The 26732-nt window shown below is 36.1% G+C and carries 25 protein-coding genes and 1 tRNA gene; 22 read left to right on the top strand and 4 right to left on the bottom strand.

Annotation, left to right across the window (positions count from 1 at the left end):
* Positions 1 to 77 precede the first annotated feature (77 nt).
* Together ACQV18_RS07130 and ACQV18_RS07125 are read left to right on the top strand one after the other, a co-directional pair.
* Positions 78 to 150: transfer RNA gene (locus tag ACQV18_RS07130), tRNA-Thr, on the top strand.
* A 267-nt stretch (positions 151 to 417) separates the two neighbouring features.
* Positions 418 to 1224, top strand: a complete 807-nt coding sequence (locus tag ACQV18_RS07125) for a formate/nitrite transporter family protein (protein ID WP_428892813.1) — start codon at positions 418 to 420, stop codon at positions 1222 to 1224.
* A 48-nt stretch (positions 1225 to 1272) separates the two neighbouring features.
* Here the strand turns inward: ACQV18_RS07125 and ACQV18_RS07120 are convergent, their stop codons facing one another.
* Complete coding sequence (locus tag ACQV18_RS07120) at positions 1273 to 2355, bottom strand: M24 family metallopeptidase (RefSeq protein WP_428892812.1); 1083 nt, start codon at positions 2353 to 2355, stop codon at positions 1273 to 1275.
* An 80-nt stretch (positions 2356 to 2435) separates the two neighbouring features.
* On the opposite strand from ACQV18_RS07120, the gene yidD reads away from it, so the two are divergent.
* The 4 genes from yidD (at position 2436) to glmM (ending at position 5984) form a co-directional block, all read left to right on the top strand.
* The gene (gene yidD, locus ACQV18_RS07115) at positions 2436 to 2681 is read left to right on the top strand and encodes a membrane protein insertion efficiency factor YidD (protein ID WP_428873961.1); all 246 of its coding nucleotides are present in this window, start codon (positions 2436 to 2438) and stop codon (positions 2679 to 2681) included.
* A 62-nt stretch (positions 2682 to 2743) separates the two neighbouring features.
* Positions 2744 to 3607: a diadenylate cyclase CdaA gene (gene cdaA, locus ACQV18_RS07110; RefSeq protein WP_428873962.1), complete on the top strand. Its 864-nt coding sequence runs from the start codon at positions 2744 to 2746 to the stop codon at positions 3605 to 3607.
* Positions 3600 to 4571, top strand: a complete 972-nt coding sequence (locus ACQV18_RS07105) for a CdaR family protein (protein WP_428875112.1) — start codon at positions 3600 to 3602, stop codon at positions 4569 to 4571. Before cdaA ends, ACQV18_RS07105 begins: the two co-directional genes overlap by 8 nt.
* 57 nt (positions 4572 to 4628) lie before the next feature.
* Positions 4629 to 5984, top strand: coding sequence for a phosphoglucosamine mutase (gene glmM, locus ACQV18_RS07100; RefSeq protein ID WP_428892810.1), 1356 nt, complete (start codon positions 4629 to 4631; stop codon positions 5982 to 5984).
* A gap of 46 nt (positions 5985 to 6030) precedes the next feature.
* Here glmM and ACQV18_RS07095 read toward each other — a convergent pair whose 3' ends face one another.
* Positions 6031 to 6840 (bottom strand): helix-turn-helix domain-containing protein, encoded by an 810-nt coding sequence (locus ACQV18_RS07095; RefSeq protein ID WP_428873965.1) that lies wholly within the window; start codon positions 6838 to 6840, stop codon positions 6031 to 6033.
* Positions 6841 to 7188: 348 nt separating this feature from the next.
* Positions 7189 to 7893, bottom strand: coding sequence for a hypothetical protein (locus ACQV18_RS07090; RefSeq protein ID WP_428892809.1), 705 nt, complete (start codon positions 7891 to 7893; stop codon positions 7189 to 7191).
* 183 nt (positions 7894 to 8076) lie between these two features.
* On the opposite strand from ACQV18_RS07090, the gene ACQV18_RS07085 reads away from it, so the two are divergent.
* The 9 genes from ACQV18_RS07085 (at position 8077) to ACQV18_RS07045 (ending at position 16692) form a co-directional block, all read left to right on the top strand.
* A complete protein-coding gene (locus ACQV18_RS07085; RefSeq protein ID WP_428875116.1) occupies positions 8077 to 8784 on the top strand; it encodes a glucosamine-6-phosphate deaminase in 708 nt (235 codons plus the stop codon).
* Between the two features lie 125 nt (positions 8785 to 8909).
* Positions 8910 to 9470, top strand: coding sequence for a LemA family protein (locus ACQV18_RS07080; protein WP_428873969.1), 561 nt, complete (start codon positions 8910 to 8912; stop codon positions 9468 to 9470).
* 93 nt (positions 9471 to 9563) lie between these two features.
* A complete protein-coding gene (locus ACQV18_RS07075; RefSeq protein ID WP_428876574.1) occupies positions 9564 to 10346 on the top strand; it encodes a hypothetical protein in 783 nt (260 codons plus the stop codon).
* On the top strand, positions 10343 to 11428 hold the full coding sequence (locus ACQV18_RS07070) for a D-alanine--D-alanine ligase (RefSeq protein WP_428891891.1): 1086 nt from the start codon (positions 10343 to 10345) through the stop codon (positions 11426 to 11428). The genes ACQV18_RS07075 and ACQV18_RS07070 overlap by 4 nt, the downstream gene beginning before the upstream one ends.
* Positions 11429 to 11439: 11 nt before the next feature.
* On the top strand, positions 11440 to 12846 hold the full coding sequence (locus ACQV18_RS07065) for a UDP-N-acetylmuramoyl-tripeptide--D-alanyl-D-alanine ligase (RefSeq protein ID WP_428892808.1): 1407 nt from the start codon (positions 11440 to 11442) through the stop codon (positions 12844 to 12846).
* A 105-nt stretch (positions 12847 to 12951) separates the two neighbouring features.
* On the top strand, positions 12952 to 14418 hold the full coding sequence (locus tag ACQV18_RS07060) for a DEAD/DEAH box helicase (RefSeq protein WP_428873974.1): 1467 nt from the start codon (positions 12952 to 12954) through the stop codon (positions 14416 to 14418).
* Positions 14419 to 14434: 16 nt separating this feature from the next.
* Positions 14435 to 14827, top strand: a complete 393-nt coding sequence (gene acpS, locus ACQV18_RS07055) for a holo-ACP synthase (RefSeq protein ID WP_428873975.1) — start codon at positions 14435 to 14437, stop codon at positions 14825 to 14827.
* Between the two features lie 11 nt (positions 14828 to 14838).
* A complete protein-coding gene (gene alr / locus ACQV18_RS07050; protein WP_428873976.1) occupies positions 14839 to 16053 on the top strand; it encodes an alanine racemase in 1215 nt (404 codons plus the stop codon).
* Between the two features lie 9 nt (positions 16054 to 16062).
* Entirely contained in the window at positions 16063 to 16692 is a 630-nt protein-coding gene (locus tag ACQV18_RS07045) for an MBL fold metallo-hydrolase (RefSeq protein WP_428875120.1), read from the top strand.
* Between the two features lie 54 nt (positions 16693 to 16746).
* On the opposite strand, the gene cbpA is transcribed toward ACQV18_RS07045, so the two are convergent.
* Positions 16747 to 17379 carry a cyclic di-AMP binding protein CbpA gene (gene cbpA, locus ACQV18_RS07040; protein ID WP_428875121.1) on the bottom strand — a complete coding sequence of 211 codons (633 nt, stop codon included), beginning with the start codon at positions 17377 to 17379 and terminating at the stop codon, positions 16747 to 16749.
* 212 nt (positions 17380 to 17591) lie between these two features.
* Here cbpA and ACQV18_RS07035 point away from each other — a divergent pair, with 212 nt between their 5' ends.
* The 7 genes from ACQV18_RS07035 (at position 17592) to ACQV18_RS07005 (ending at position 26726) form a co-directional block, all read left to right on the top strand.
* Positions 17592 to 18989 (top strand): hemolysin family protein, encoded by a 1398-nt coding sequence (locus tag ACQV18_RS07035; RefSeq protein WP_428874023.1) that lies wholly within the window; start codon positions 17592 to 17594, stop codon positions 18987 to 18989.
* 70 nt (positions 18990 to 19059) lie between these two features.
* A complete protein-coding gene (locus tag ACQV18_RS07030; RefSeq protein ID WP_428873979.1) occupies positions 19060 to 19743 on the top strand; it encodes an O-methyltransferase in 684 nt (227 codons plus the stop codon).
* 150 nt (positions 19744 to 19893) lie between these two features.
* Positions 19894 to 20598 carry a response regulator YycF gene (yycF, locus tag ACQV18_RS07025; protein WP_428873980.1) on the top strand — a complete coding sequence of 235 codons (705 nt, stop codon included), beginning with the start codon at positions 19894 to 19896 and terminating at the stop codon, positions 20596 to 20598.
* 11 nt (positions 20599 to 20609) lie between these two features.
* The gene (locus ACQV18_RS07020) at positions 20610 to 22460 is read left to right on the top strand and encodes an ATP-binding protein (RefSeq protein WP_428873981.1); all 1851 of its coding nucleotides are present in this window, start codon (positions 20610 to 20612) and stop codon (positions 22458 to 22460) included.
* Positions 22460 to 23884: a two-component system activity regulator YycH gene (locus ACQV18_RS07015; RefSeq protein ID WP_428892807.1), complete on the top strand. Its 1425-nt coding sequence runs from the start codon at positions 22460 to 22462 to the stop codon at positions 23882 to 23884. Before ACQV18_RS07020 ends, ACQV18_RS07015 begins: the two co-directional genes overlap by 1 nt.
* A 26-nt stretch (positions 23885 to 23910) precedes the next feature.
* The gene (yycI, locus tag ACQV18_RS07010) at positions 23911 to 24798 is read left to right on the top strand and encodes a two-component system regulatory protein YycI (RefSeq protein WP_428873984.1); all 888 of its coding nucleotides are present in this window, start codon (positions 23911 to 23913) and stop codon (positions 24796 to 24798) included.
* 131 nt (positions 24799 to 24929) lie between these two features.
* Complete coding sequence (locus ACQV18_RS07005; RefSeq protein WP_428892806.1) at positions 24930 to 26726, top strand: DUF2207 family protein; 1797 nt, start codon at positions 24930 to 24932, stop codon at positions 26724 to 26726.
* The last annotated feature ends 6 nt before the right edge of the window (positions 26727 to 26732 follow it).

Raw genomic sequence — 26732 nt, 5'->3', positions numbered from 1 at the left:
AGAGCGCATGACTGTTAATCATGATGTCGTAGGTTCGAGCCCTACTGGCGGAGTTTTTTTTTTATAGATTTCTTTTTGCCGCCTTAGCTCAGCAGGTAGAGCGCTTCCATGGTAAGGAAGAGGTCGCCGGTTCAATCCCGGCAGGTGGCTTTTATAAAATAAATAAACAATTTTAAGTTTTATTACGAAGAATTTCTCTTTAACTTCTTCTAATAAAGCTTTTTCTTTTCTTCAATTTATTTTTGAAGAAAGATTTCCCTGTAATACTAGTTAAGTTATAATTTCAAAACTTATATCCACTCACTGTCTTTAAACTTTCATTATTCTTGCTATAATTTCTATTATTTTAACTTGATAATAAAGTAATAAACCTCTAAACTATAGAATGTTGTTAAATAACTTTAAAGGAGTTAAAGAATGAGAGAAAATATTGTAAATCAGTCACAGTTTGTTAAGATCATTGAGTCTTCTGTAAATAAGAAGGTTGGATTGTTCGAACAGAGTAAAGCGCGTTATTTTGTACGTTCTATGTATGCAGGAGCTATGTTAGTATTAGCTACAGCTATTGGCGTTTATGCTGCGGATTATATTAATGTTGGAGCTCCTCATATTGGCAAGTTCGTTTATTCAATCCTATTTGCTTTTGGTCTTTTATTTATTTTATTCCTACATCAAGAATTAGTTACTTCAAATATGATGTATTTAACGGCAGGTACTTATCACAAGTTTATAAGTCCTAATAAGACCGTTCAGATTCTTCTATTTTGTACCCTTGGTAATCTAGTTGGAGCTTTTGTAGCGGCCTTTATCGTTGCCCAAACAGGCGCTTTCAGTCAATTGACTGCTGAAAGCTTTATTGTTACTACTGTAAATGGAAAGTTAGGTAAAGATTTAGCTTTGATCTTCATCGAAGGGATTTTAGCCAACACCTTTGTAAACATAGCAATTGTTGGTTATTTATTGGCTAAAGAAGAAATTGCTAAGATAGTTATTGTTTTCGGCGCTATCTTCATGTTTGTGTTTTTAGGTTATGAACATGTGGTGGCTAACTTTGGATCATTTAGTTTAGTTGCTTTTAGTAATTATCAAGCAGAAGCTCTTCAGTTAGTGCCTGTTCTTTTAGCTTGGACTGTTGCTTGGGTTGCAAACTTTATTGGTGGCGGACTTGTTATTGGTCTCGTCTATGCATGGTTAAATGATGCTGGACTGGCACTTCATGATTAAAAAAATTAAGAAACCCTTGCAGCTTACATTAGCCACAAGGGTTATTTTTTATTTGTTAGGCAGAATGGTTAGTTCTTTATTCGCTAAGTTGATGACTTCACAGCCTGTTTCTGTAACGACAACTAGGTCTTCTATGCGTACGCCCATTTCACCTGGAAGATAGATACCGGGCTCAATTGAAAAAACATTTCCCACTTCTACTTTATTATGATTATGTTGGCTAACATCCCCATATTCATGGACGTCTCTACCAATAAAATGTCCGGTGCGGTGAGTGAAGTATTCACCATAGCCCGCATCTTCGATGATTTTTCTTGCGGTTAAGTCAATGGATGCAAATGACACCCCTGGTTTTACCTGTTTGATAGCCTCTTCGTTCGCTTTTAAAACAGTTTGATAGATTTCTTTATGCTTATCGGACACTTCGCCAAAAAAGACAGTTCGAGTCATATCTGAACAATATCCTTTATAACTTGATCCAATATCAATGATGATATTTTGTCCCACTTGAGGTAAACTATCATCGGTACTATGATGGGGGTCAGCACCATGGGGTCCATAGGCAATAATCGGTTCAAATGAAAAGCCGTCGCATTCGTACTCTTTATATAATGAAGCTAGTTGTTCTTTTATTTCATTTTCACTAGTGGTTGCATCTATCTTTTTAATCAGTGCTTGCATGACTTGATCGTTCCGATGTGATGCTTCCCGCATGATATCAATTTCTTCTTTTGATTTGATAGCACGAATTTTATCCACTAAGGGACTTCCATTTACATATTCAGCATTAGGATGTTGTTTCATCAAGTGAATTAAAAAATGACTTGGCCAGTTTTTATCAATACCGATATTACCAGCCTCTAAAGCTTCAGCTAATTCTCTAATAATGGGTTCTCCATCATTATAATATTTAATAGCTAGATTATCTTTTTCCTTAAAAGTAGGGAATAATTGGTTAAGAATCAGTTGCATTTGTCCATTACGCTTAATTGACAATAATAAAAGTCTTTCACCAGGATCTGTATGGTATCCTACTAAATAATCAATTGTAGAGGGGTCAGATATTAAAAATTGTGAGATATCTTTTTTCTGCATAGCGTCTAGTAGTTTTTTTGTAGCTAATTTGTTCATATTTTTCCTCCTACTTGGTAACTTCTACATAAACTATTATAATAGAAGAAAATGGTTATTGTAATGATTGGAGGTAAAAAATGCAAAAGATATTTATTAGAATGATAAGATTCTACCAAAAATACATCTCCCCCTTAACGCCTCCTTCGTGTCGCTATTCACCAACTTGTTCAAGTTATACCATTCAAGCGATTGAGCGGTTTGGAGCACTTAAAGGTTCTTTAATGGGTTTAGCACGTATTTTAAGATGTCACCCCTTCCGTGAAGGAGGATTAGATCCTATACCGGATCATTTTACTTTAAGAAGGCAGCGGGTCAATAAATAAATTTTACCATGGGTTAATGAGACTATGGTAAAATAGTAATTAAGTTGAAAGTAGGTGAAAGGATGCTAGAGTGGCTCAATCAGTTCCTAGGCAACCATCCATTTGTGAGTTTACTGGATATTTTCATTGTCTGGTTCATTATTTATCGATTAATAGGCTATGCTAAACAATCTCGGGCAATGAATCTTTTGCAAGGAATAGGCTTAATTATTTTTGCCAAATTTGTAAGTCAAGGAATTGGTTTACAAACAATCGATTGGCTATTGGGGCAAGTTATTTCATGGGGAGTAGTCGCCCTTATTATTTTATTCCAAGCTGAATTGCGAAAAGCGTTAGAAAGTTTAGGGAAAATCCTTTTTAGAAATAGACAATCTTCAAGAAATCCGAGTGAAGAGTTAATTGAGGATTTAAAAAAATCCTTACTCTATATGTCAAAGCGTAAAATTGGAGCGCTCATTTCTATTGAAGGTGAAGATTCTTTAGAAGAATATATTAGTACTGGGACAACATTAGATTCTGAAATTTCTAGTCAATTATTAATCAATATCTTTATTCCCAACACGCCTTTGCATGATGGAGCAGTCATTATCAATGACTTTAGAATTGCGTCTGCCTCTTGTTATTTACCGCTTTCGGAAAGTAAATTAATTCCTAAGGAATTAGGAACAAGGCACCGGGCGGCAATTGGACTGGGAGAGAAAACAGATGCTTTGACATTAATAGTATCCGAAGAAACGGGCGCAATTAGTATTGTAAAGAATGATTTTTTACATCGTGATCTAGATAAAGAAGAACTACATGATTTGCTTAACAAATATCTTTATACAGAGATAGAAAAAAAAGACTCAAAAAGTCAAGATTCTAATATGTTTAAAACCCTCTTTAACAGGATGCGCTCAAGTAAAGGAGGCAAAAATAATGAATAAGATATTTGAAAAAAACTGGGCTGTGGGAATTATTTCATTAATTTTTGCTCTATTTATTTATACTTTTGTTACTAACGAAAACAATGCCCGTAATGCAGCCGTGAATTCTCAATTAGCTTCTAGTTTTAATACATCGGAGACTTTGTATAATGTGCCATTATATTTAGGCGATCATCCCGATGATATTTACGTTAGTGATCTTAAAGAAAGTGTGACCGTTCGTCTTGACGGCCCTAAAAATATTTTGAACCAAGTGACACGCGAAAACATTATGGTTCAAACTGAGAAAATTTCTAAAGGTCAAATTGGTGATCGAGAACTATTATTATTAATAGACGGCTTACCCGATGAAATCACTTATACCATCTCGCCTTCTAAAGTAAAAGTAGAGGTCCAACAGCGTAAAGTCGTGACGGTTGCTGTTGAAGTTTCACTTGATGATCTTCAATTAGAATCAGATTTTAAGGTAGAGTCTGTTAATATTGATCCAAAAGAAGTTAAATTAGTAGGCAGTCAAAGAGCCATTAATGCCATTGATTTTGTGGGCATTAGTATTCGCTCTAACCAACCGGTTGCAGAATCCTTTGCAGGTAATTATCGCTTACAAATTTTAGACAAAGATGGAAAGCCTCTCGATGTGAACTCAGAAACAATGGATATTAAAGCACAAGTGAACATTGTCCAAAACTCGAAAGAATTTCCTTTGAAAATTACTGCTATAGGAGAAGATAATACAAAAAATAATTATCGTTATTCCATTGTTGGTCAAGATAAAGTCACATTATTTGGTAGTCAGAAAATCCTTAATCCGATTAAAGAAGTAGAACTTGTTGTAGATGTTTCCGAACAGACAGAATCAGGTCAAGTTATAGGGTTACTGAATTTACCGAGTGGTATTTCGAGCGCGAGTATCAATGAGGCTAAAGTAGAAGTTATAATCGAGCCAGTGAAATTAAGTCAATAGTAACGTAATGAAAAGATTTAAGAAAGCTCACTTATAAGATTTAAAAAGGAGAAGAAAATGGGAAAATTTTTTGGAACGGATGGTGTTAGAGGAGTTGCTAATCAGGAATTAAGTCCAGAACTAGCATTCAAATTAGGTCGATATGGAGGATATGTTCTTTTACAGCACGCTGAATCTGTTGAAACACCAAGAGTCTTAGTTGCAAGAGATACACGTGTTTCTGGACAAATGCTAGAAGCTGCTTTAACCGCAGGTCTTTTGTCAGTTGGGATTGAAGTGATGCAATTGGGAATTGTACCCACTCCAGCCGTAGCCTATTTAACTAAAACGCAAAATGCTGTAGCGGGGATCATGATTTCTGCTTCACATAATCCTGCAGAAGATAATGGGATTAAATTTTTCGGTAGCGATGGTTTTAAACTATCTGATCAGCAAGAAGAAGAAATAGAAGAACTACTAGATTCAGAAGAAGATAATTTGCCTCGACCAGCCGCTGAAGGCTTAGGCTTAATAGACGAATTCCATGAAGGAACTATAAAATACCTGAACTTTTTACAATCAACTATTTCAGTTGAATTAAGTGGATTGAGTGTCGCTATTGATGCGGCAAATGGAGCCACTTCACCCTTAATCAATCAGTTATTTGCTGATTTAGACACTGATTTTTACACCATGGGTGATCGACCTAATGGGATAAACATTAATGATCAGGTTGGATCAACTCATCCAAAAGCTTTGCAAGAGCTAGTTAAGGAAAAAGAAGTGGATCTAGGATTAGCCTTTGACGGTGATGGAGATCGTTTAATTGCAGTTGATGAAAAGGGAAATCTAGTTGATGGAGATAAGATACTCTTTATTTGTGGAAATCATCTGAAGCAAAAAGGACGATTAAATGATAATACGATTGTCTCAACGGTTATGAGTAATATAGGTTTCCATAAAGCTTTAGAAGCCAATGAAATGGTTGCAATAAAAACGAATGTTGGAGATCGCTATGTTGTAGAAGCTATGCGTGAAGGTGGTTATACCTTAGGTGGTGAACAATCTGGACATATCGTTTTCTTAAATTTAAACACAACAGGAGACGGTCTATTAACAGCCGTACAATTAATGGCTGTTATGAGTGAAACGGGGAAGAAACTATCGGAATTAGCAGAAGAGGTCATCATCTATCCGCAAAAGTTAGTCAATGTTCGAGTTAGAGATAAACATACTGTTTTAGAAGAAGCAAAAGTTCAACAAGTCATTGAATCGGTTGAAAAAGAAATGGCCGGTGAAGGAAGAATTTTAGTTCGCCCAAGTGGAACGGAACCATTACTGCGAGTAATGGCCGAAGCTCCGACCGACGAATTAGTGGATAAGTATGTGCATAAAATTGCAGATGTTATTCGCCAAGTTAGAGGGATTGAATAAAATAAGCGCTTCATGAAATAGAATTTTCATGGAGCGCTTTGTTTTATTAAGCTAAACTAGAAAACTTTCGTCGATAAGCTGAAGGGGTCATATGATTACTTTCCTTAAATGTTTTTGAAAAGTGTGAAGGAGAATGAAAGCCAACTATATCAGAAATTTTTGAAATCGTAATAGACGTTTGAGCTAACAGTTTTTCTGCTTCAGACAGTCGCACATGAATTAGATAATCAATGGGAGAAAGTCCTGTTTGTTGTTTAAACAGTCTAATCATATAGTATTTATTGATATCAACAATATCAGAAAGCTGTTCAAGAGTTACTTTTTCAGAAAAATGTTCACGAATATAGTTTTTGATTATTTCGATTTCTTGGTGACGCACTTGAATAGAGGAGTCTTTAATGGACAGTTCATGGTGCCTCAGCACATGAACCATGACACACTCAATTAGTTTTCTTAAAACAAGTTCAGACCCTCTAAAGGGTTGTTTATATTCGATAAGGGCAAGATCTAAGTAATTTTTAATGGTCTGCGATTGATCGCAAACGATAAAAATATTATCCATTGATTCAATTTCAGCAGATGAAGTAAACAAAATTCCGGAAATTTCAACACGAAACCATTCTAATTTACGGATTGGTTGGATTTCAATCGAATGGTTAGGATTTAGGATGATGATATCACGTTTCTTAAAACCACCTATTTTCTCTTCAGAGATGAAATCAGCTGCCCCTTTATGAACATAAATTAAAACCAATTTATCTGAAGATTGGACTGTGAATCTTTGACTGGATGTGATTTTTTCGGATTGAATACTGTCTAGTTTAACAGAAGCTGAATTAATATTAGAAATATACATAGCGACCCTCCTTATTTTATATCTTCCCTACAATATATCATTTTAACAATATTATACACTAATTTTATTCCGATTGGTATAGTTAGAGTATTAAAAATTTTATATGATATTTTATTAATAAAAAGAAGCTTAACCATATAAGATTAAGCTTTGTGATATAAATTTTTTAAAACTTAATGAGAAATCATTTGAAAAACTTATTAAAACAATAAGAAAATCTTATATAATCAAAAAATGGAATAGATGGACAATAAGGGTTATTTAAAATAGAAATAAGATACTAATAAAATCCTTTAAAATCAACTGTTAAAAGAAAAAATATTCTTTTATTTAGTAGCGCTTCAAGGATTATGGAGTCGTTTTATTTTGCATAAAATACTCTGCATAAAGATTGAGCCAGCGAATAATTTTATGATCAAATAATGTCAAGATGTCTGCATCGGGAATAATTAATAGATGGCGAATTAGAAAGGCCCCTTGATAATAGATTGATTGAATAAAATCGGAATTTTCATAAAGGGTGGTGGCGAATTCAGTGAGAATATACGCCAATGGGACGGTATCTTTTTTAATAACTGTTAATTTACCAGCTTCGAAGGCCACTTCTTTAGAAGTGGTAGTTTGCTCGGACAGCTCAGAGGTTTCGGATTTTTCCTGAGTTGTCGTTATTTTTTCTTGATTACGATTATCATTATCTTCTTGATCGTTAGTGACGGTTGTTAATTGATTGCTTGTGATTGTTGACTCATCTTTACTAGCTTGACGACTTGTTTGAGTACTTTCATTCGGATCGAAAGTAATCGGTGGAGTAGGAGCAATCACTTCCTGGGTGGTAGTTGTTGATTCACCCTCGGGTTTTTCAACGCTGGTGGTTTGTTTGTTGCTTGGGTTTTTAACGGGATTAGTCTCAACTGGACTGGATAGCCTGTGGAAGCCTGAAGCTTGCGTTTCAATATAGGGAGATTTGATGCTGATGATAAAAAAACACATCAACATTATAAAGCATAGAATAGTCTTTGAATGGTTTAATTTTAGCTTGTTTTTCTCACACACTTTTATGCTCTCCTCCCTAATGATTTGTTAATACTAGTTTATCATTAATTATTTAATTTATGTGGTTTGTTACCTGAATGTTGCCAGCTTGAGAAGAATGTCATTTAATGTTGCTTTGTTAAATATATATTTAATGATAAACTATTTAAAAGAAAAAAGCCTAATACTTAAGGAGGATTTATTATGAGAGTTGAAATCTATAACAGTTCAGAAGAGGCATCATTAAGAGCTTTAGAAATATTCAAGCTTAGTCAGCAAGAGGGGGCTGATGTATATGGTATGGCGACTGGATCGACCCCGGAAAGATTATATGAGCTTTTAAGTCAGTCGGATATGGACTTCAGTCAGGCTGTTGCAATTAATTTGGATGAATACGTTGGATTAGATGACGAGAATCCTCAAAGTTATGCTTTCTATATGAATGACCATCTCTTCAAAAACAAACCCTTTAAAGGCTCTTTTATTCCGAATGGACAGGCTAAAGATATCGATGCTGAGTTAGCTCGATACGATCAAGTAATTAAAGACAATCCGGTTGATTTGCAACTATTAGGCTTGGGTTCGAATGGCCACATAGGGTTTAACGAACCTGGGTCCGATTTAGAAGCTGGCACATCCCTAGTGAGTCTGACGCAATCTACAATTGATGATAATCAACGTTTTTTTGGTTCTAAAGAAGAAACGCCTACCAAAGCAATTACGATGGGTGTGGGAGCTATTATAAAAGCTAAAAAAATAATAATTATGGCCTTTGGTAGTCAAAAGGCTCAAGCTGTACGAGGTATGATTGAAGGCCCTATTACATCAGACTTACCGGCTAGTGTTTTACAAAAGCATCGGAATGTTTACGTACTCTTAGATAGAGAAGCGGCATCCTCATTGACTCGTTAAAGTCTAAGAATAAACAATGGTTCTTCATTTTCGCTGATATTAAGGTGTTAAAGATAATAGCTTTATATTCACTCTTTTATTGCAATCGCTTATAATAGATTTATATGAAAGGATGTGCTAAGGATATGTTTATGTATATTTTGTTAGGTGTAATAGGTATAATCGCTCTTTTTTGGGTAGGTGTTTATAACAATTTAATTAAAGCTCGTAACGGGGTAGAAGGTTCTTTTAGTCAAATTGACGTTCAACTTCAAAGAAGAAACGATCTGATACCGAATGTGGTTGAAACAGTTAAAGGATATGCTGAGCACGAACGCCAAACACTAGAAAATGTGACCAAAGCGCGTCAGCAGTTAGTTAATCTACCTGCTGATGCAAGTCCAGAAATGATCAATAGCAAATCTAACAGCTTAACTTCAGCATTATCACGTTTGCTTGTCGTAGCGGAACAATATCCTGATCTAAAAGCGAACGCTAATTTTCAAGAATTACAAAGATCACTTGAAGATACAGAAAACAAGATTGCAGTTTCTCGCCAACTTTATAATTCAAGTGTACAAACCTATAATGAGAAGGTTCAAGTTTTTCCTAACAATGTGGTAGCGGGAGTCCATGGATTTGGCGAGAAAACTTATTTAGAAGCTCCAGAAGCTGCTCGTCAAGCACCTCAAGTCTCTTTTGACTAATAATTTTATGCCTTCTTTAAAATTAGGCTTTGCATTGGAAATCAAAGAGAGTAGAATGTGAGTTACCGATCTTTAAAAGAAAGGAGGTAGAGAATGAATCGGATTAATCTTTATGTGCATTATGATGCCGTTACTAATTATTTTATGACGCGAGGAATAAGTCTAAAAATAATGGATTTCAATCGTCAATATTTACCACAAAATATTATTTTAGCGAATGCACCGGAAGAATTCGGTCGTTTTGACGTTCAAACGGATTTTAAAATTCTACGCAATCAGACAGAAGTTTTAAACTATTTTGAACTTTGTCAAAAAGAAGGGCGTCGAATGTCTAATTGGATTGATTTCGATAGTATGGAATTGATGCACCAATTAACCCCCGTTGAAATTTCAGAACTACTCTACCTTTTTCACGCTAATAAAGCCTTGAGATCACCTTTCTTTTATAAGTTGCAAAATAACTATGTTTATTTAACCATGTCAAATGGCTTAAATAAAACATATTATCGGCATATGTCTCACTTTTATGGGCGCTTTGCTCGGGCTCTAAGTGAACATCTGTCTAACATAATCAATGAAAATGTTGGGTGGTTTACAAGACGGAAAAAAGTAATAGCACCAATGCCTGTTAGACTAGTAGAGGAATTAAGCCCCCTATTTATGAATGGGTTAAAAATTGATTTAAAACAAGCCATTAAAGAAAATGATACTTGGAGTATCCCTCTATATATAATTGAGGATGAATTAACTTATTTAACACGTAATTTCGATCGTAAAGATGCTGTTGGACAGATAATTTACCAAGAATCAACCAGTCAATGGCGCATCGAAGACTTAAGCCAACAGTTGGAAGACAAGACGGAGGGAACTCAATGAAAATAATATTACTATATGGTGGGCAAAGTGCTGAGCATGAGATCTCTATTATTTCAGCTCATAATATTTCGCAAGCAATTATGTACAATTTATATACAGTGCAGCCGATTTATATCACCAAAGATGGGCAATGGATTCAAGGGCCGGAAATGAATGAACCTTCTTTAGGTGATCAGCAATTAATATTTAATGAATCAGATCATGCAAAGTGGTCAACCACAAACACACCTTCAAAAGGAGTGGTTATAAAACCGGGAGAGATTCAAGAGGAGGATGCCATAGTCTTTCCTGTTTTACACGGTCCTAATGGTGAAGATGGCACTATTCAAGGCTTTGTAGAAGTTTTAGATATGCCATATGTTGGAGCAGGGATTACCGCTTCAGCAAATGGTATGGATAAAATCATTTCTAAATCTTTATTTACCCAAGCAGGCATTCCTCAAGTTCCCTATGTTTCCTTTGATGATGTAGAGTGGAAAAATCAGCAAGAAAACTTAATTATTAAAGCTGAAGGAACATTACTGTACCCAATGTTTGTCAAGCCAGCTAATATGGGATCGAGTGTTGGGATTTCTAAGGCTCAAGATAAATATCAGCTAATTGAAGCAGTTAATGAAGCTTTGAAGTATGACCGTCGCATTGTGGTTGAGCAAGGAATTAGTGCTGATGAGTGTGAAGTAGCCATTTTAGGTAATGAAGATATTCACGTGTCTTGTGTGGGACGATTGGTAAAAACCCAAGATTTCTACGATTATTCCGAAAAATATATTAATAATACGGTTGAAATGGAAATTCCAGCTGATTTACCTGAAAGTCTATCTGAAGAAATTCAAAACTATGCGAAAAAAGCTTATCGGGTGATTGATGGTTCTGGATTAGCAAGGGCCGACTTTTTTGTCACTGCTAACCATGATATTTACATTAATGAGCTAAATACCATGCCAGGATTCACCCAATACTCGATGTATCCAAGTCTTTGGAAAGCAACAGGCTTAGAATATCGGGACTTAATTGAAGAACTCATTCAATTAGGGTTGAGCCGACATAAAACAAAGTCTCAAATGAAAAGTTATAAAAGTTAGGGAGCGAGTCTTTGAAAGCAATTCAAATTAACGAAATCATCAAGACTTTAAAACTAAATCCGTTTAATTATCAGCCAGTCTTAGGTCAAGAAATTACCAGTGTAGAGTTTGACTCACGTAAGGTCAAAAAGGCTAGTCTTTTTGTCCCATTAGTAGGGGGTACTACGGATGGTCATGACTATATTCAAAATGCAATAGATAATGGTGCCATCGCTTGTTTTTGGTCACGTCCTATAGAAGAAGCACCCTCTGAACAATTAATTGTTATCAAGGTTGAAGATACATTAGCGGCCTTTCATCAATTAGCAAATTATTATCGTCATCTTATTCAGCCTATTGTGATAGGTATCACAGGGAGTAATGGTAAAACAACTGCTAAAGACATGACAGCCATGAGTTTAACTTCAAAATATAGTGTCCATAAAACCCAAGGGAATTATAATAACGAAATTGGTATGCCTTATACACTATTGCAAATGCCTGAAGATACGCAGGTATGTGTCTTAGAGATGGGGATGAGTGACTTTGGAGAAATTAGTCGATTAAGTAAAATCGCTGAGCCTGATATTGCTGTAGTGACTATTATCGGAGAGAGCCACTTAGAATTTTTAGGGAGTCGGCAAGGCATTACACAAGCAAAATTAGAAATATTAGATGGTCTCACTTCCAATGGTATTTTCTTATACCCTGGCAAAGAGCCTTTAATTGAAGCAGAGTTGCAAAAAAAACAGGTTAAAATTAAAAGTTACTGCTTTGGTTTTGAAAAAAGTGACGATTTTTATGCTTACGCTATTAATCAAGAATATAATAAAACTTTTTTCCGCACGAATATTGATGAAAATGTGTTATGTTCGATCCCAATCATTGGAGCCTATAATGTTACTAATGCTTTAATTGCTTTAAGCATTGCTAAACTATTAGAAGTTCCTACCGAACAAGCTATTTTCCAATTATCACAATTTAAACTGACAGCCAATCGGGTACAATGGTTAACCACTAAAAATGGCGCTAGACTTTTAAATGATGCTTACAATGCCAGTCCAACTTCCATGCGAGCTGTTTTAAATACTTTGGCTGATGTTGAAGTAGAAGGTGCGGGCCGTAAAATTGCTGTTTTGGGTGATATTAGGGAGTTAGGAGCCCAAAGTGAAGAATATCATCGTAGTTTAAAAGATTCACTGGACGTAAGCGTGTTAGATAAGGTATACTTGTTTGGCGACCAGATGGCTTATTTATACGATGAATTGCAAAAAACTTTTGCAAAGGAACAGTTGTTTTATGAAAAAGCAGATCATCAACGTTTGATAGACGCTCTTAGTATAGAGACATCAAATGAAGATGTCATCCTAGTTAAGTCTAGCTTCGGTGTTGACTTACTGAGCGTTGTGACGGCGTTAACTGGAATCAAAACACAATGATCAACCATAAGGTTTAAAAACTTTATAAACAGATGATAGTGGGGCTGGGGTAAATACCCAGTCCCTTGTTGAAATTCTTATCAATAGAAGAAAAGGAAGAATTATTTGAAATTTAAAGATTTACAATTAGATGAACGATTAGTTAAAACACTTGATGAGTTAGGTTTTGAAGAGCCAACTCCCATCCAGCAAAAAGCAATACCTGTAGCACTGGAGGGCCGTGACTTAATCGGTCAAGCGCAAACAGGAACAGGAAAAACAGCAGCCTTTGGTCTGCCTTTATTAAATAAACTGGAAACCAACCATGATAATATTCAAAGTTTAGTGGTAGCTCCAACAAGAGAACTCGCTATCCAAGTTCAGGAAGAGTTATTTCGTTTAGGAAAAGGCGTTCGTTCGCGTATTTATGTGGTCTATGGTGGCTCACCAATCGGTAAGCAAATTGAGCGTATTAAACGTAATAAACCACAAGTTATTGTGGGGACTCCAGGACGACTATTAGACTTAATCAATCGAAAAGTTTTGAAATTAGAGCATGTACAAACTTTGGTTTTAGATGAAGCCGACGAAATGCTAAATATGGGTTTTATTGAAGATATTAAGTCGATTGTTTCTAAAACACCTCAAGCAAGACAAACGTTACTCTTCTCAGCGACTATGCCACCAGCAATTCGAAACTTAGCAGATCAATTTCTTAAATCACCAGCTCATGTACATATTGAAACAAAACATGTAACAGCAGACTTGATTGAGCAATTTTATGCTAAGTGCCGTGACGATGAGAAATTTGATGCCTTATCACGTTTTCTTGACGTTCAAATGCCTAAGCAAGCGATTATCTTCTGTCGGACTAAAAAGCGTGTCGATGAAGTCGGCCGTGGTCTAAACCTAAGAGGTTACAATGCAGAAGTGATCCATGGTGATATTACTCAACAAAAACGGTCTAGCGTGATTAACGCCTTCAAAAAAGGCAATGTAGAACTCTTAGTCGCAACTGATGTTGCCGCCAGAGGATTAGATATTACAGGCGTTACTCACGTCTATAACTATGATATTACGCAAGATCCTGAGTCTTATGTTCACCGTATCGGGCGTACAGGGCGTGCAGGCAATGAAGGTTTGTCATTAACCTTTGTCTTACCGACTGAAATGCCTTATTTAAGAACCATCGAAAAATTAGTCGGTAAACAAATGCAACCGATGAAACCACCAACCATTCAAGAAGCACAACAAGGACAAATCCACCAAATTATCGAACAGATTAATGAGCAATTAGAAGGCGACCAGGTGAATCATAGTCGGCAAAATGCTAAACTACTTTTAGCTAACTATGAAGCGGAAGATTTAGTAGCAGCCCTTTTAGGACAAATTGTTTCAGAAAGCCGTGAAATTGCTGTTTCGATTTCACCGCAAAAACCATTACCAAATGCAGACCGCAAAAAACGGAATAATCGTGACAACTATCGCAAAAAGTCTGGCAAATCAAACCGCAATAAATATTCCGGTGGTAATAAAGGCAACTATTCAAAGTCTAACAAGAAAAATTTTAAGATGAAGAAAAAAGAGCGTTAATATTTGAGGTATTATAATGGAGATAGGAATTGATATTGTAGAAATTGATCGGATTGCTAAGGCCCTAGCTAGACACAAAGCTTTTCCAAATAAAATATTATCAGATCAAGAACTACGAGTATTTGATAAATATTCCTCTCAGCGGCAGCTCATTTATTTGGCTGGCCGCTTTTGTGCTAAAGAGGCTTATGTTAAAGCTATGGGTACAGGGATTGGACACTTGAAGTTTTCTGATATTTCAATTATCAATGACGAGAGAGGACGACCTAAGATTACAGCAGGTCCAATAATAAAACATGCCAAAGTATCGATTAGTCATGGTCAAGATTACGCAACGGCTATGGTTGTAATGGACTGTGATCAGCAAACGATTGACCAAGCCTATCAAAAATTTATAAACAAGTCGTAAGGAGTCAAAAAATGTATCGAGCAAGTGAGCACCGCCCAACGCAAGCAGTCATTAGTTTAGAAAACATTAAACATAATATCAAGCTATACCAAGATAAGAAAGCTTCACATCAACAAATATATGCAGTAGTTAAAGCCAACGCTTATGGACATGGAGCAATTCCAATTGCTAAGGCAGCCATTGAAGCAGGTGTGAATGGATTGTGCGTTGCCACAGTAGATGAAGCAATCCAACTCCGCAAGCTGGGTCTGACTAAAATACCAATTTTAGTAATGGGCTTAACATTACCCTATGGAATAGCCGAGATTTTATATTATGATTTAACGATTACTGTTTCAGATTTAAGCTTTTTTGACCAGTCTTTCCACCAGCTTAAAAAGAATCAGCAAGAGAATCTGTTGAAAGAGAATCCATTAAAATTTCATTTGAAGCTGGATACGGGGATGTCACGAGTGGGGTTAAGGACCAAAGAAGAAGTACTAGCCTTTGTTGAAGGCGTTAAAGCTTATTCGTGGCTAAATTGGCAAGGGGTTTTCACTCATTTTGCAACGGCTGGTGGTGGCCCCTTAAGTTATATTGACTATCAATGGGAGCGTTGGCAAGCTTTAATTTCTTATATTCCTGATTTTGTGTCTTTAAGACACTTTGATAATTCAGCCATGGGACTTTATCCTGCAATTGGCGACCGATCAGATATTATACGCTTAGGTATTTCCATGTATGGTCTCAATAGTAGAGACTGTGTCCCTGAAGATTTAGTGACGGACCAGCAAATTACTGATTATCATTTAGATAAAGAGGGTTTACGCAGTAAAAATTCTACAAATGAACTTAATTTGAAGCCAGCATTTCAATTGTTGTCTGAATTGTCCTATGTGAAGAAAGTTGAAAAAGGAACGCGTATTTCTTATGGAGCAAGCTATGAAAGTCCAGAGGATGAATGGATTGGTACTATTCCGATTGGCTATGCCGATGGTTGGCTTCGCGCTTATGCTAAAATTCCTATTTTGGTAGAAGGATATGCATGCCCTGTTTTAGGTGTGATTAATATGGATCAATTAATGATTCGTTTACCCAAGGAATTCCCTGTGGGAACGGAAGTGACAATAATCGGTCAAGATGGTAAATATTATAATCACCCCTCTTTGTTGGCACATATGGCAGGAACTATTTCCTATGAAATATTATCATGTATTAGTGAAAGAGTTCCTCGAATTTATATATAGGAGGATAATATGTTAGAAGTAGCTATGAAAACAGTGGGTCCTATGCAGGAAAATACTTATGTAGTGATTCATCCCAATCAAGAGGTCATCCTTTTTGATCCGGGTGCAGAAGCGGATAAATTGATTGAATGGATTGATGGTCAAGGCTGGAAACCGAAAGCTATTCTTCAAACCCATTGCCATTTTGATCATATTGGTGGTTTAGACCAATTGAGAGATTATTATCACGTTCCAGTCTATGTACATACATTAGAAGCTGATTTCCTCGGTGATCCAGCCTTAAACTTGTCTACAATGCTTACTCAACCGATTATTCAGCGTAAAGCTGATCATCTTTGGGAAAGTATGGGGGAAGTTTCAATCGCTTCTTTTAAGTTTGAAGTGAAGCATACACCCGGACACAGTCCAGGTCATGTGATTTATCTATTTGATGAGGATGAATTTGTGATATCTGGTGACCTTGTTTTTGCAGGCAGTGTTGGACGTACGGATTTACCGAATGCTAGTCATCAACAATTAATGGAAAGTATTCAACGCGAAATTTTACCTTTGAGTGATAATTATCAGTTGTACCCTGGACATGGCAACCCAACGTTTGTAGCCCAAGAGCGCCAGAATAATCCTTATTTTCCTAAATAATTATAAAATCCCCGTTAACTCTTCTTCGATTAGAGATTAGCGGGGATAAATATTTTAAATGTACCAGAATTCAACCGTGTATTTACGGCGTTGCAAATCTTGAACGAGGTTTTGAAAGGTAAGACGGCTAGTATCTTGGTGGATTTGAAAGAGGATATAGGAACGGTTGTTAAAATCGGTCTTATCAATGGTCATTGAGGAAGAAATATCGCAATAACGGTTAACTAGACGAGCAATCTTAGTGAGATTGCCCTTTTTACCGAGGGCTTCTACTTTTAATATATAGCCTACGACCGGCATATCCCAAGCTTGATTTAAAAAGCTCAGAAAGTTTGTGTGTTCCACAATCCCTAAAAAGGTATGTTCCTTACTTAAGACAGCAACATAGGGTAGGTCTTTTATGGCAAAAAACAATTCCAAAATTGAATGGTGAATACGGATAATTTTGGTGGTGTTTTTTAAAAAGCGGGTCACGGGTAAAGAACTAAGATCAGCGTCAGGATGATGAAATTTATATTGATAAATATGGAAGCGGTAAATGTTACCACGGAAAATGGATTGGCTATCATCTACCACCGGGGCGCAACGAAGATTATTTTTTTCTAATAATTCAATAGCTTCTAGACAAGTGCATGTTTCCGGTAGAGTGAGAAGGGCATTTTTGGGTGTCATTAAGTCTTCAATCATTAGTTTCTCCAATTCTTTACTAATTATTTAGGTAAAAGTTGGCATCTACTCTCCTATTTTATCATAGTAATTAAAATGCGCAATCGTTCTCTCATAGTTTTTTAATAATTTGCTAGTTTCTATCCAGATAAAGTGTTGCTTTTTATATTGAAATTACCTATTATAAAAGTAGTCGAAATTTTTAGATGCATAAAGGAGAAATGAACTTAACTATGGACTCTTCGGAGAATTCACTGATAGCGCAATTAGTCTTAATTTTATGTTTAACCGCAATTAACGCTTTTTTCGCTGCAGCAGAAATTGCTTTTGTTTCAATTAACCAATCGAGAATGAGAACGTTAGCGGAAGAAGAGCAGAACAAAAAAGCACAACGAGTGCTGAGATTAATCGATAATGCAGATGATTTTTTAGCGACCATCCAAGTAGCAATTACTTTGGCAGGTTTCCTTTCATCTGCGTCAGCTGCAACAAGTTTTGCAGATTATATAGTAAGATGGATACCATTTTTTCCGGGTGCGAAGTCACTTTCAATAGTGATAGTAACGGTCTTGCTTTCTTATGTGACCTTGGTCTTGGGTGAGCTTTACCCTAAACAAATCGCTTTACAAATGCCTGACAAAGTAGCTATGGCTACTAGCGCCATTGTTGAATGGGTTCAAAAACTATTCACTCCATTTGTTGCCTTATTATCGGTTTCTACTGGCTTTTTAAAGCGATTAACACCTATTGATTTCAATGCTGATAACGACCAGTTTACCCGTGAAGAAATGGTGGCTATTCTAACCCAAAGCCAACAAGAAGGAACAATCGATTTAGCGGAGTATTCAATGCTTGAAGGAGTCCTGTCGCTTGACTCTAAGCTTGCAAGAGAGGTCATGGTTCCACGGACCGACACACAAATGGTTGATATAGAAGATGAGTACGATGAAATTCTCACAACTATTTTAAATAGTCCTTTTTCACGTTTGCCTATTTATGAAGAAAGTAAAGATAATGTCATTGGTGTGCTCCATGTTAAGCAATTATTAAAAACGGCCAGTCAACAAGGCTTTGATCAGATTGATTTTTTAGAAATTGCTAACGATCCTCTATTTGTCCCTTCTACGGCCTATATTGATGACTTGCTGTTGGAATTCCGTCGAGAAGAGACCCATATGGCTATCTTACGAGATGAGTATGGTGGTGTCGAGGGAATCGTTACTCTTGAAGATTTAATTGAAGAAATAGTAGGTGATATCAATGATGAGTCCGATATTACCGCTTCTGTCGTTCGCAAGATCGATGATATGAATTATTACATTAATGGCGTTATGACCTTAGAAAAGTTCAATCATTATTTTGATGAGCACTTAGACTCAGAGGAAGTAGATACTATCGCTGGTTTGATGATTCAAGTGATTGGCTATGTACCAGATGATGACGAGCGTACATCAGTCAGAATGAATGACTATGTCTTAACGACCAGTAATGTTGAAAATGGAAGAATCCGTGGTATTCAAGTCACTCATGATTCAGCCTATGCTTTAGAAACAGATTATAGTCTCTATGAATTTGAGCACGATAGCGATCGTCGGGATAATGACTATGGTTTAGATACTGAAAAAAAATAAAACAAACCGCAGTGAACGAGTGAGTCAAAAGACCTTCTCGTTCACTCTTTATTTATAAGGAGATGAAAATATGTTAAATGAAATGATGCATCGACCGGTAGTGATGGAATCCATCGTTCAATTTATGCGAGAGGGTCAATTGCCTTTTGAAGGACAAGTTGCAGAGATAGAAGCCTATGCTAACGAGAGAGGAATACCCGTCATTCCTCATGAAACAGCAAAGTTTATTGATTTTTTATGTGCAAGTCTTCAACCCCAGCGCATTTTAGAAATCGGAACAGCTATTGGTTTTTCTGCAAGTTTAATGGCTCAGCACTTACGAAATGATGGACACTTAACCACCATTGACCGCTACCCTGATATGTATGAAAGGGCAAAAGAAAATTTTGCTAAACAAGGGCTAAATAATCGTATTGAACTTCTTGAAGGAGATGCAGCAGACTTATTGCCCCAGCTAGATGAGGCTTATGATCTTATATTTATGGATTCCGCCAAGGCAAAATATATCGAATTTTTACCTGAGTGTATGCGTCTTTTGCGACTTGGAGGGATCTTGATTATTGACGATGTTTTTCAAGGAGGAACCATTTTACACGACGAAAAAGAGATTCCCAAACGGGTTCGTAAAATTCATCGTAAACTCAATGAGTTGCATCAAGTAGTTTTAACTTCCAAAGAACACCGTTCTTGTTTAATTCCTTTAGGAGATGGTTTGCTAATGATTCGTAAAGAATCAGATAAGATTGATTTTTAAAGCCAAAAACAAAGCAATTAAAAGTGTCGTATTTTGACTATTTACATGATAAAGGTATAATATGCATAGAAGAAAAAAGGAGTCGCAAGCTCAATAATAAACCCTTCCTCGTTAATTTTTTTATGAGAAGGAGATAAGGAGTGAAACAGCGTGAAATTAATTCTTGTTGTGGACGATGAGAAACCAATCTCAGACATCATTACATTTAATTTAAAAAATGAAGGATTTGAAGTAGAGACAGCTTATGATGGTGAAGAAGCTCTTGAAAAGTTTGCTGAAAAATCACCTGATCTCATTTTGTTAGATCTAATGCTCCCTAAAATTGAGGGACTCGAGGTGTGCCGTGAGATTCGAAAAACCAGTTCTGTGCCAATTATTATGTTAACCGCTAAAGACTCTGAAATCGATAAGGTTTTAGGCTTAGAGTTAGGTGCAGATGATTATGTGACAAAACCTTTTTCAAACCGTGAGTTGGTTGCTCGTGTTAAAGCTAATTTACGTCGAAATACCGTAAGAGAAGAAGAACTAGAAGCTGCTCAAAATAATGACATCGAAGTGGGAGACTTGATTATTCATCAAGATGCCTATATTGTTTCAAAAAATGGAGTTGAAATCGAGCTAACTCACCGAGAATTTGAATTGTTACATTACCTTTCTTTACATATTGGCCAAGTGATGACGCGTGAACATTTATTAGAAACTGTTTGGGGCTATGATTACTTTGGTGATGTTCGAACAGTGGATGTTACTGTAAGACGTTTACGTGAAAAAATTGAAGATTTACCAAGTCATCCGACCTATATTATCACCAGAAGAGGGGTTGGCTATTTTCTTAAGAACCCAGATCAAGAGTAGGGAGCAGTTTAATGAATCGTTCGTTTTTATGGATACAATCGATTTATGTGAAAATTCCCTTGCTATTTGTAGTGATTTTAGTAATCGTTTTTCAGTTTGTCAGTATCTATTTTATTGATCAGTTGGAAACACAGACCGTTACTGCAATGAAGGAACAGATAAATACGCAAATCGATTTTCTTACCAATAATGTTGTCCCCATTTTAGAAGATCAACAATTGACGACTGAAGACCGTAACCAGCGCCTAGAACAGGCGCTGGATTCTTTCAGTTCAACCTATTCCACTAAAATTCAAATTGTTAATTCACAAGACTATCTATTAGCTACTAATGACTTGGCTGAGCGTTCTTCGATTGGAACTCGCACGAATGATGAATTAGTCCGTAATGTTTTAATTAACCAACGTCCCTTAGAGGATGATTATTTCATTCGTTTTCAACAACCTTATCATGTGGTGAAGCCGATTCTTTCGAACAAGGGAGATCGAACCGTCATGCTAGGGGCTATTGCTGTGCAAACAGAAATGGACCGGATAAATGAACAAAGAGAGAAGGTAACAGATCTCTTTTTAAGAGCCATTTTAATTGCCATTTTAGCTGGTTTTATTTTAGCCTTTGTGCTTTCGCAAGGGATTACTACCCCGATTGAAAATATGCGGCAACAAGCTTTACGCATTTCGGAAGGAATATATGATTTTCCGGCTGAAGTCTTTGGACATGATGAAATAGGAGACCTTGCTGTAACCATTAATGACCTGGCTGTAAAAGTTAGAGATGCGCAAGAATCGACTGAATCGGAAAAGCAACGCTTAGATGGTGTTTTAAGACATATGACTGATGGCGTAATTGGTACCGATCGTCGAGGAAATATTCTCTTAGTAAATGATCGAGCCTTACTCTTATTAGACATGTATCAAAACGAAGCTGTAGGTCAGCCGATTTTAGAAACTCTAGGCATTAATGAAAATTATACCTTAGCTAAGTTTTTAAAAGGGGATCATGAGGTTTTGGTTAATCGCTTCGTCGATGGGATGAAGACGGTTTTAAAATGTGAGTTTTCAGTGATCAGGCGAGAAACAGGCTTTGTAACGGGCCTAGTTTGTGTGATTCAAGACGTTACTGAACAAGAGAAAAATGAACAAGAACGTCGTGACTTTGTTTCCAATGTTTCTCATGAATTAAGGACCCCGCTGACAAGTATCAAGTCTTATTCGGAAGCCCTAGTGGATGGAGCTTGGAAAGATGAAATGCTTGCTCCGGAGTTTCTTGAGGTTATACAATCAGAATCTAATCGCATGATTCGGATGATTGGTAATTTGCTAGATTTGTCTAAGCTAGATGGCGGTCAAGTGAAGCCAAACTTTGAATATATCGATTTTAAGCGTTTAGTTAACTATATCCTAGACCGGGCAGAGTTTACCTTAGAAAGTGAAGATAAACCTAAGTACCAAATTGTTCGTCATTTAACCTCAAAAGAAATTTATGTAGAAATAGATCAAGACCGTATTACTCAAGTGATTGATAACTTAATGAATAATGCGATGAAATACTCCCCTGATGGTAGTAAGATAATTGTAACCTTGGCGGATTATCGTGACCATGTTGTATTTAGTGTGAAAGACTCAGGCCTAGGAATTCCGCAAAAAGATCTTCCCTATCTGTTTGATCGTTTTTACCGAGTAGACAAAGCACGTTCGCGCCAACAGGGAGGTACTGGATTGGGGTTAGCCATTTCTAAAGAAGTAATTGAACTTCATGGCGGTAAAATTTGGGTTAAAAGTGAAGAGAATAAAGGTTCAATATTCCTTTTCTCTCTTCCATATACTGAGCTTGAGTTCGAAGATGATTGGGAGGATGCCTAATGAAAAAACGAATTTGGATTTCAGTTTCTTTAATAGTGGCTATTCTCATAAATATTGTTTTTTCTTATTTTCTAATTAATAATCAAGCTTTTAAAATGCTTTATCAAAAATATGCTGATTTACCTAAGTCAGATATGCAGATAGGTGAGGTAACGATTGATCAACCCTATTTTCAAACGCATCAGTTAGAACTTACCGACTTGGTCGCCCCTTACCAACTTATTATTAAAAATGAAGGTAAGTACTATCATGCTTATCAATCTCAAGTTCTTCAAGAAGTTCATAAATTAACTGATGAGCCCATCACTGTGCTAGTGGATAATCAACCACAAATTGATCCGATTCAATTGGATGAGATCATGGGCGAAGATCATATCCAATTTATCTATTTGACAAAAATTTCGCTACTTTTATTAGAAGATATGGTCGAAATACCAGAGGGTGCATCTACTCAATTCAAGGTCAACCGTGTCATCCTTCCCGTTGAAAAGCCAGGAAAAGTTTATTTTGTAGATTCTGTCAATAAATCCTTCTTGGAAGGGAGAATTAGACGATCGATAGATATTGAGCAATTGTTTGCCGCTATTGCTACAGGATCTGCTGATCGAATTGAAATGGCTGAATATGAGATTAATCGAGACACAGTGTATCTGCCTAAAGAATCCTTAGCTTCTCCAAGTCAAGTGTATTCTCTTGAAAAAGTACCTGAAAATTATTTTATTGATCCAGTATTTGAAGGAGCTAACTTTGATATTACTCAACCCGACTTAAATAATGTGCGTTCTTATCATACTTATAATAGTAGTTTGATGATTGATGATGACACCAATATTATGACTGTAAACCATCATAATAATCAAATTAACGGTCTTTTAAGGAGTGAAGAGGATTTAGTAACGCAAAAGGATTTAGTAACGCAAAAGGATTTATTGCAAAAAAGCTTAGAATTAGCTGAGCGGTTTAATTATTGGGGGGAAGATGTAAGAGTCTTTTCTGAGCAAAATAACCAGTTGATTTTGCGTCGCTTTTTAGCAGGGATGCCTATCTTTTCAGATCCTACTTTACCGGATTATGGAGCAAGCAAATTGAGATTCACTTCGCAACGCAGTCAATTAAAATTAGAAAAGTTACAAATGTCTTTAGTGATTTTAGGTGTAAACATTTCAGATTTATCTTCACCTCAGCTTGTTGAATCAGGAGCAGAAATTGCTGAGCTTTTAGAAGAACAGAATCTCAAATTCTCGAAATTTAATCAAGTTATTTTAGGCTTCGAATGGCAAAAAGATATGGAAAACTTCAAGAAAGTGAATTTGGTACCAAAGTGGTTTTTTGTAGTAGGGACTCAAGTCTATTCGATTGATCAATTAAAAGATGGCAGTCTACGCATTATGCTGCAGCAAAGAGACGCCAGGACCAATGCTTAGCTGACTGAGGATAGAAGGGAGAAAAAATGGATTTCAAAAGGATACAAATTATATTGCTTGTTTTCTTTGTAATTTTTGATATGTTTTTAGCCTATCTCCTAGTAGAGCGCGGAGCATTTGGCCTCAACTTTCAAGACCCGACAGCTCAAATTAATCCCGTTCAGGAAATGAAAGATCGGGGAATTAAATTCAAGGATGCTGTTGAATTGAACGATAATGCTCCTGAATTGGCAGTGTTAAAAAACACCCCTAACAATGAATTGTGGAGTAAAAGACAACAATTACAAAATCAAATTGTTTCACTTGATCCAGATGGCGTCTTGGTTAGTGAATTCTCAAGTCCGGTCGAATTAGACATTTCTCTTGGAGAGGAAACATACAGTTTAACTAATGAAGATTTTGCATGGATTCATGAAAATATTTTAAAAGACCCTACTTACTTTATTAATGGAGAATTTTATTTAAATCATTGGTATTCTCCGCAAGAGCGAATGATTATCATTCGGATGGTGACTAAAAAAGGGGGAAGTTTAGAAGATTCTTCCATGAAATCGGCAGTACCAATTTCTGATGGAACAGCAGAGATTCGTATTTTATTAGATGAAAATTATGACATGATTTCTTATATGCAGACCTATCAAGAGCCTTTTGTACGTTTAGAAGATCAAAGACAATTAATCTCAACCAATGAGGTAATTGCTGTTGTAGAAAACCGAATTGATACCACCTTGCCCAACGATGCTGAAATAGTTTCAATGACTTTAGGCTATTTTCGTTCAGTTGAAACCAAGCAATTTAATTTATATTTACCCGCTTGGGAATTAATCTACTATCGTAAAGAGAGTGGTCAGACGATCTCAGTATTAGTGGATGCTATTAAGGGTAATGTTGTTAACAAAAAACCCAAAAATTAAAAGAGAACTTTTTAAAAATTAGTAGTGAAAGAGTAAAGGTGTGAGATATGAAGACTTATTTTTGTTTGCAGACATTACGAAAACACATAATTTATAGCATCATTCTTTCTGTTTTTCTAATTGGAGGAGCTTTGCATCAAACAGTAATTGCTCAAGAAAATGCCTATGAAGTCAAAGAACAAAGCATTGAAGCGACAATAGATGCTAAAGGTAGGACCCAAGTACGTCTATATTATCAAATCCAGGCTGAGTATCTGAATCAATTAGAATTAAGTATTCCTACTGAAAATCAGAATTTATCGTCTTATCGAATGGGAATGATCGAAAAAGATCAATCCATTAATTATCTTGCTGAAACTTCTAGTGGAGTAGCAGGAAGCTATCAAATGACTCAAACCCCACAAGAAGCAAGGCTGATTATAAGCTATCCGGTTGTCAATGATACAGTGGAGTATATTATTGAATATGATTTGGAGCAATCAGTGACTAACTACCAAGATGGTGCTTATTTTGAAGGAAGCTGGATTCCTTTAGTCGATACAGCCAAAGAAAGAAAAAGCCAACTGAAGTTGATGATGTCTTTTGCTGGCTTGATTGAGGAGGAAGCACTTTCTTATTGGTTACAAGGAGGAAAAGTAGAAAACAGCGAAATGCTTAATCAAGAAGGTCAAACCACTTTTACTTTGAATCTTTTCATCAATCACCCTACAGAGAATAATGACCTTCTTTCTCTTCATATGTTTTTCCCTAAATCGGTTACTCCTAATAATACCAATATAATCGATATTAAAGGGAAACAATCGATTGAAATTAGAGAAGCTCAAATTCAAAAAGATATCGCTGATCAAGTTAAACAAAAGGAGTATCAATTATTATTAAGAACCTTCTTAGCCATTCTTATTCCTCTTATTGCGACCCTCTTTCTTTATCGTAGCTACCAATTAAATAAAAAGAACGACACAATTCCCATGGTTGAGAAGACTAGATTAGGAATGATACCTGAACCGATGGATGTTTGTTTGATTAATGCGGTTGTTTATGATCAAGCCCCTGGGTCTAATGAGTTAGCGGCTAGTCTGTTAGAATTAGGAAGAAAAGGGTATTTGAAGATTCTTCCGGTTAGAATGAAAAATAGGAGTCACAGTCGAATAAGAAGCGGTTACACTCTGGCTTTTCAATTGTTAGAAGACCGATCAAGATACACCCACCTTCCGAGCCATGAACGCTATGCATTAGAGTTAATTAGCTTAAGTATGAAGGAAGGAGCAGTCATAACTTTAGAAGAAATTATTGTAAAAATTCGCCAACAAAAACAAATAAAGAAGAAATATCAAGATTTGTGGAAAAAATATACTGATGCCATTGAAGTGAAAAGTGTTTCAGCGGATCATTTAAAAAATAAACACAAAAATTTTTCACCTCTTTTAGCCATTGCCAGTAATGTTTTGACAGTCCTCTTTGCTATAGGAATTTCTTACGACATGTTTAATCAGCAAAGAAGTCAATGGTTAGTTTGGATTTTATTAGCGCTTGCAAGTATGCTCATTATTCAATTGGTCTTCCTTTTCTTATTAAGCAAGCAAAAAAAACATCAAAAATCAAATAATCAACAAAGACTCGTTTGGAATTTATTTAAGCAAGACTTACGTAACATCAATCAAATTGATTTAAGGCGATTTTCAACTATTGATCAGTGGGAGAAAATAGTGATCTATGCTGTCTGTTTAGATGAAACAACAACCATTCAACAAGCCTTTACCCATCACTTTGATATGGCAGACTTAGAGAAAGTTAGTAGAAGTCAAAATGCTGATTTTTATCGTGTCCGAGGGTCCGTTGCGAATATATTACAACCAGCTATTAAAGAATGGATTGAATTAATTGATCCTAAAGGCAACTGGTTACGTCGCTTTTCAGAAGGTGACTAGTAAAAG

The organism is Facklamia sp. P9177 (assembly GCF_050409585.1).
In the GTDB taxonomy this organism is placed as follows: Bacteria; Bacillota; Bacilli; order Lactobacillales; family Aerococcaceae; genus Facklamia.
This window is presented reverse-complemented; position numbering and strand designations above follow the sequence as displayed.

Excerpts from the sequence above, each read along its gene's own strand:
- ACQV18_RS07125 (WP_428892813.1), top strand. The coding sequence starts at position 418 with ATGAGAGAAAATATTGTAAATCAGTCACAGTTTGTTAAGATCATTGAG.
- ACQV18_RS07120 (WP_428892812.1), bottom strand. The coding sequence starts at position 2,355 with ATGAACAAATTAGCTACAAAAAAACTACTAGACGCTATGCAGAAAAAA.
- yidD (WP_428873961.1), top strand. The coding sequence starts at position 2,436 with ATGCAAAAGATATTTATTAGAATGATAAGATTCTACCAAAAATACATC.
- cdaA (WP_428873962.1), top strand. The coding sequence starts at position 2,744 with ATGCTAGAGTGGCTCAATCAGTTCCTAGGCAACCATCCATTTGTGAGT.
- ACQV18_RS07105 (WP_428875112.1), top strand. The coding sequence starts at position 3,600 with ATGAATAAGATATTTGAAAAAAACTGGGCTGTGGGAATTATTTCATTA.
- glmM (WP_428892810.1), top strand. The coding sequence starts at position 4,629 with ATGGGAAAATTTTTTGGAACGGATGGTGTTAGAGGAGTTGCTAATCAG.
- ACQV18_RS07095 (WP_428873965.1), bottom strand. The coding sequence starts at position 6,840 with ATGTATATTTCTAATATTAATTCAGCTTCTGTTAAACTAGACAGTATT.
- ACQV18_RS07085 (WP_428875116.1), top strand. The coding sequence starts at position 8,077 with ATGAGAGTTGAAATCTATAACAGTTCAGAAGAGGCATCATTAAGAGCT.
- ACQV18_RS07080 (WP_428873969.1), top strand. The coding sequence starts at position 8,910 with ATGTTTATGTATATTTTGTTAGGTGTAATAGGTATAATCGCTCTTTTT.
- ACQV18_RS07075 (WP_428876574.1), top strand. The coding sequence starts at position 9,564 with ATGAATCGGATTAATCTTTATGTGCATTATGATGCCGTTACTAATTAT.
- ACQV18_RS07070 (WP_428891891.1), top strand. The coding sequence starts at position 10,343 with ATGAAAATAATATTACTATATGGTGGGCAAAGTGCTGAGCATGAGATC.
- acpS (WP_428873975.1), top strand. The coding sequence starts at position 14,435 with ATGGAGATAGGAATTGATATTGTAGAAATTGATCGGATTGCTAAGGCC.
- alr (WP_428873976.1), top strand. The coding sequence starts at position 14,839 with ATGTATCGAGCAAGTGAGCACCGCCCAACGCAAGCAGTCATTAGTTTA.
- ACQV18_RS07045 (WP_428875120.1), top strand. The coding sequence starts at position 16,063 with ATGTTAGAAGTAGCTATGAAAACAGTGGGTCCTATGCAGGAAAATACT.
- cbpA (WP_428875121.1), bottom strand. The coding sequence starts at position 17,379 with ATGATTGAAGACTTAATGACACCCAAAAATGCCCTTCTCACTCTACCG.
- ACQV18_RS07035 (WP_428874023.1), top strand. The coding sequence starts at position 17,592 with ATGGACTCTTCGGAGAATTCACTGATAGCGCAATTAGTCTTAATTTTA.
- ACQV18_RS07030 (WP_428873979.1), top strand. The coding sequence starts at position 19,060 with ATGTTAAATGAAATGATGCATCGACCGGTAGTGATGGAATCCATCGTT.
- ACQV18_RS07020 (WP_428873981.1), top strand. The coding sequence starts at position 20,610 with ATGAATCGTTCGTTTTTATGGATACAATCGATTTATGTGAAAATTCCC.
- ACQV18_RS07015 (WP_428892807.1), top strand. The coding sequence starts at position 22,460 with ATGAAAAAACGAATTTGGATTTCAGTTTCTTTAATAGTGGCTATTCTC.
- yycI (WP_428873984.1), top strand. The coding sequence starts at position 23,911 with ATGGATTTCAAAAGGATACAAATTATATTGCTTGTTTTCTTTGTAATT.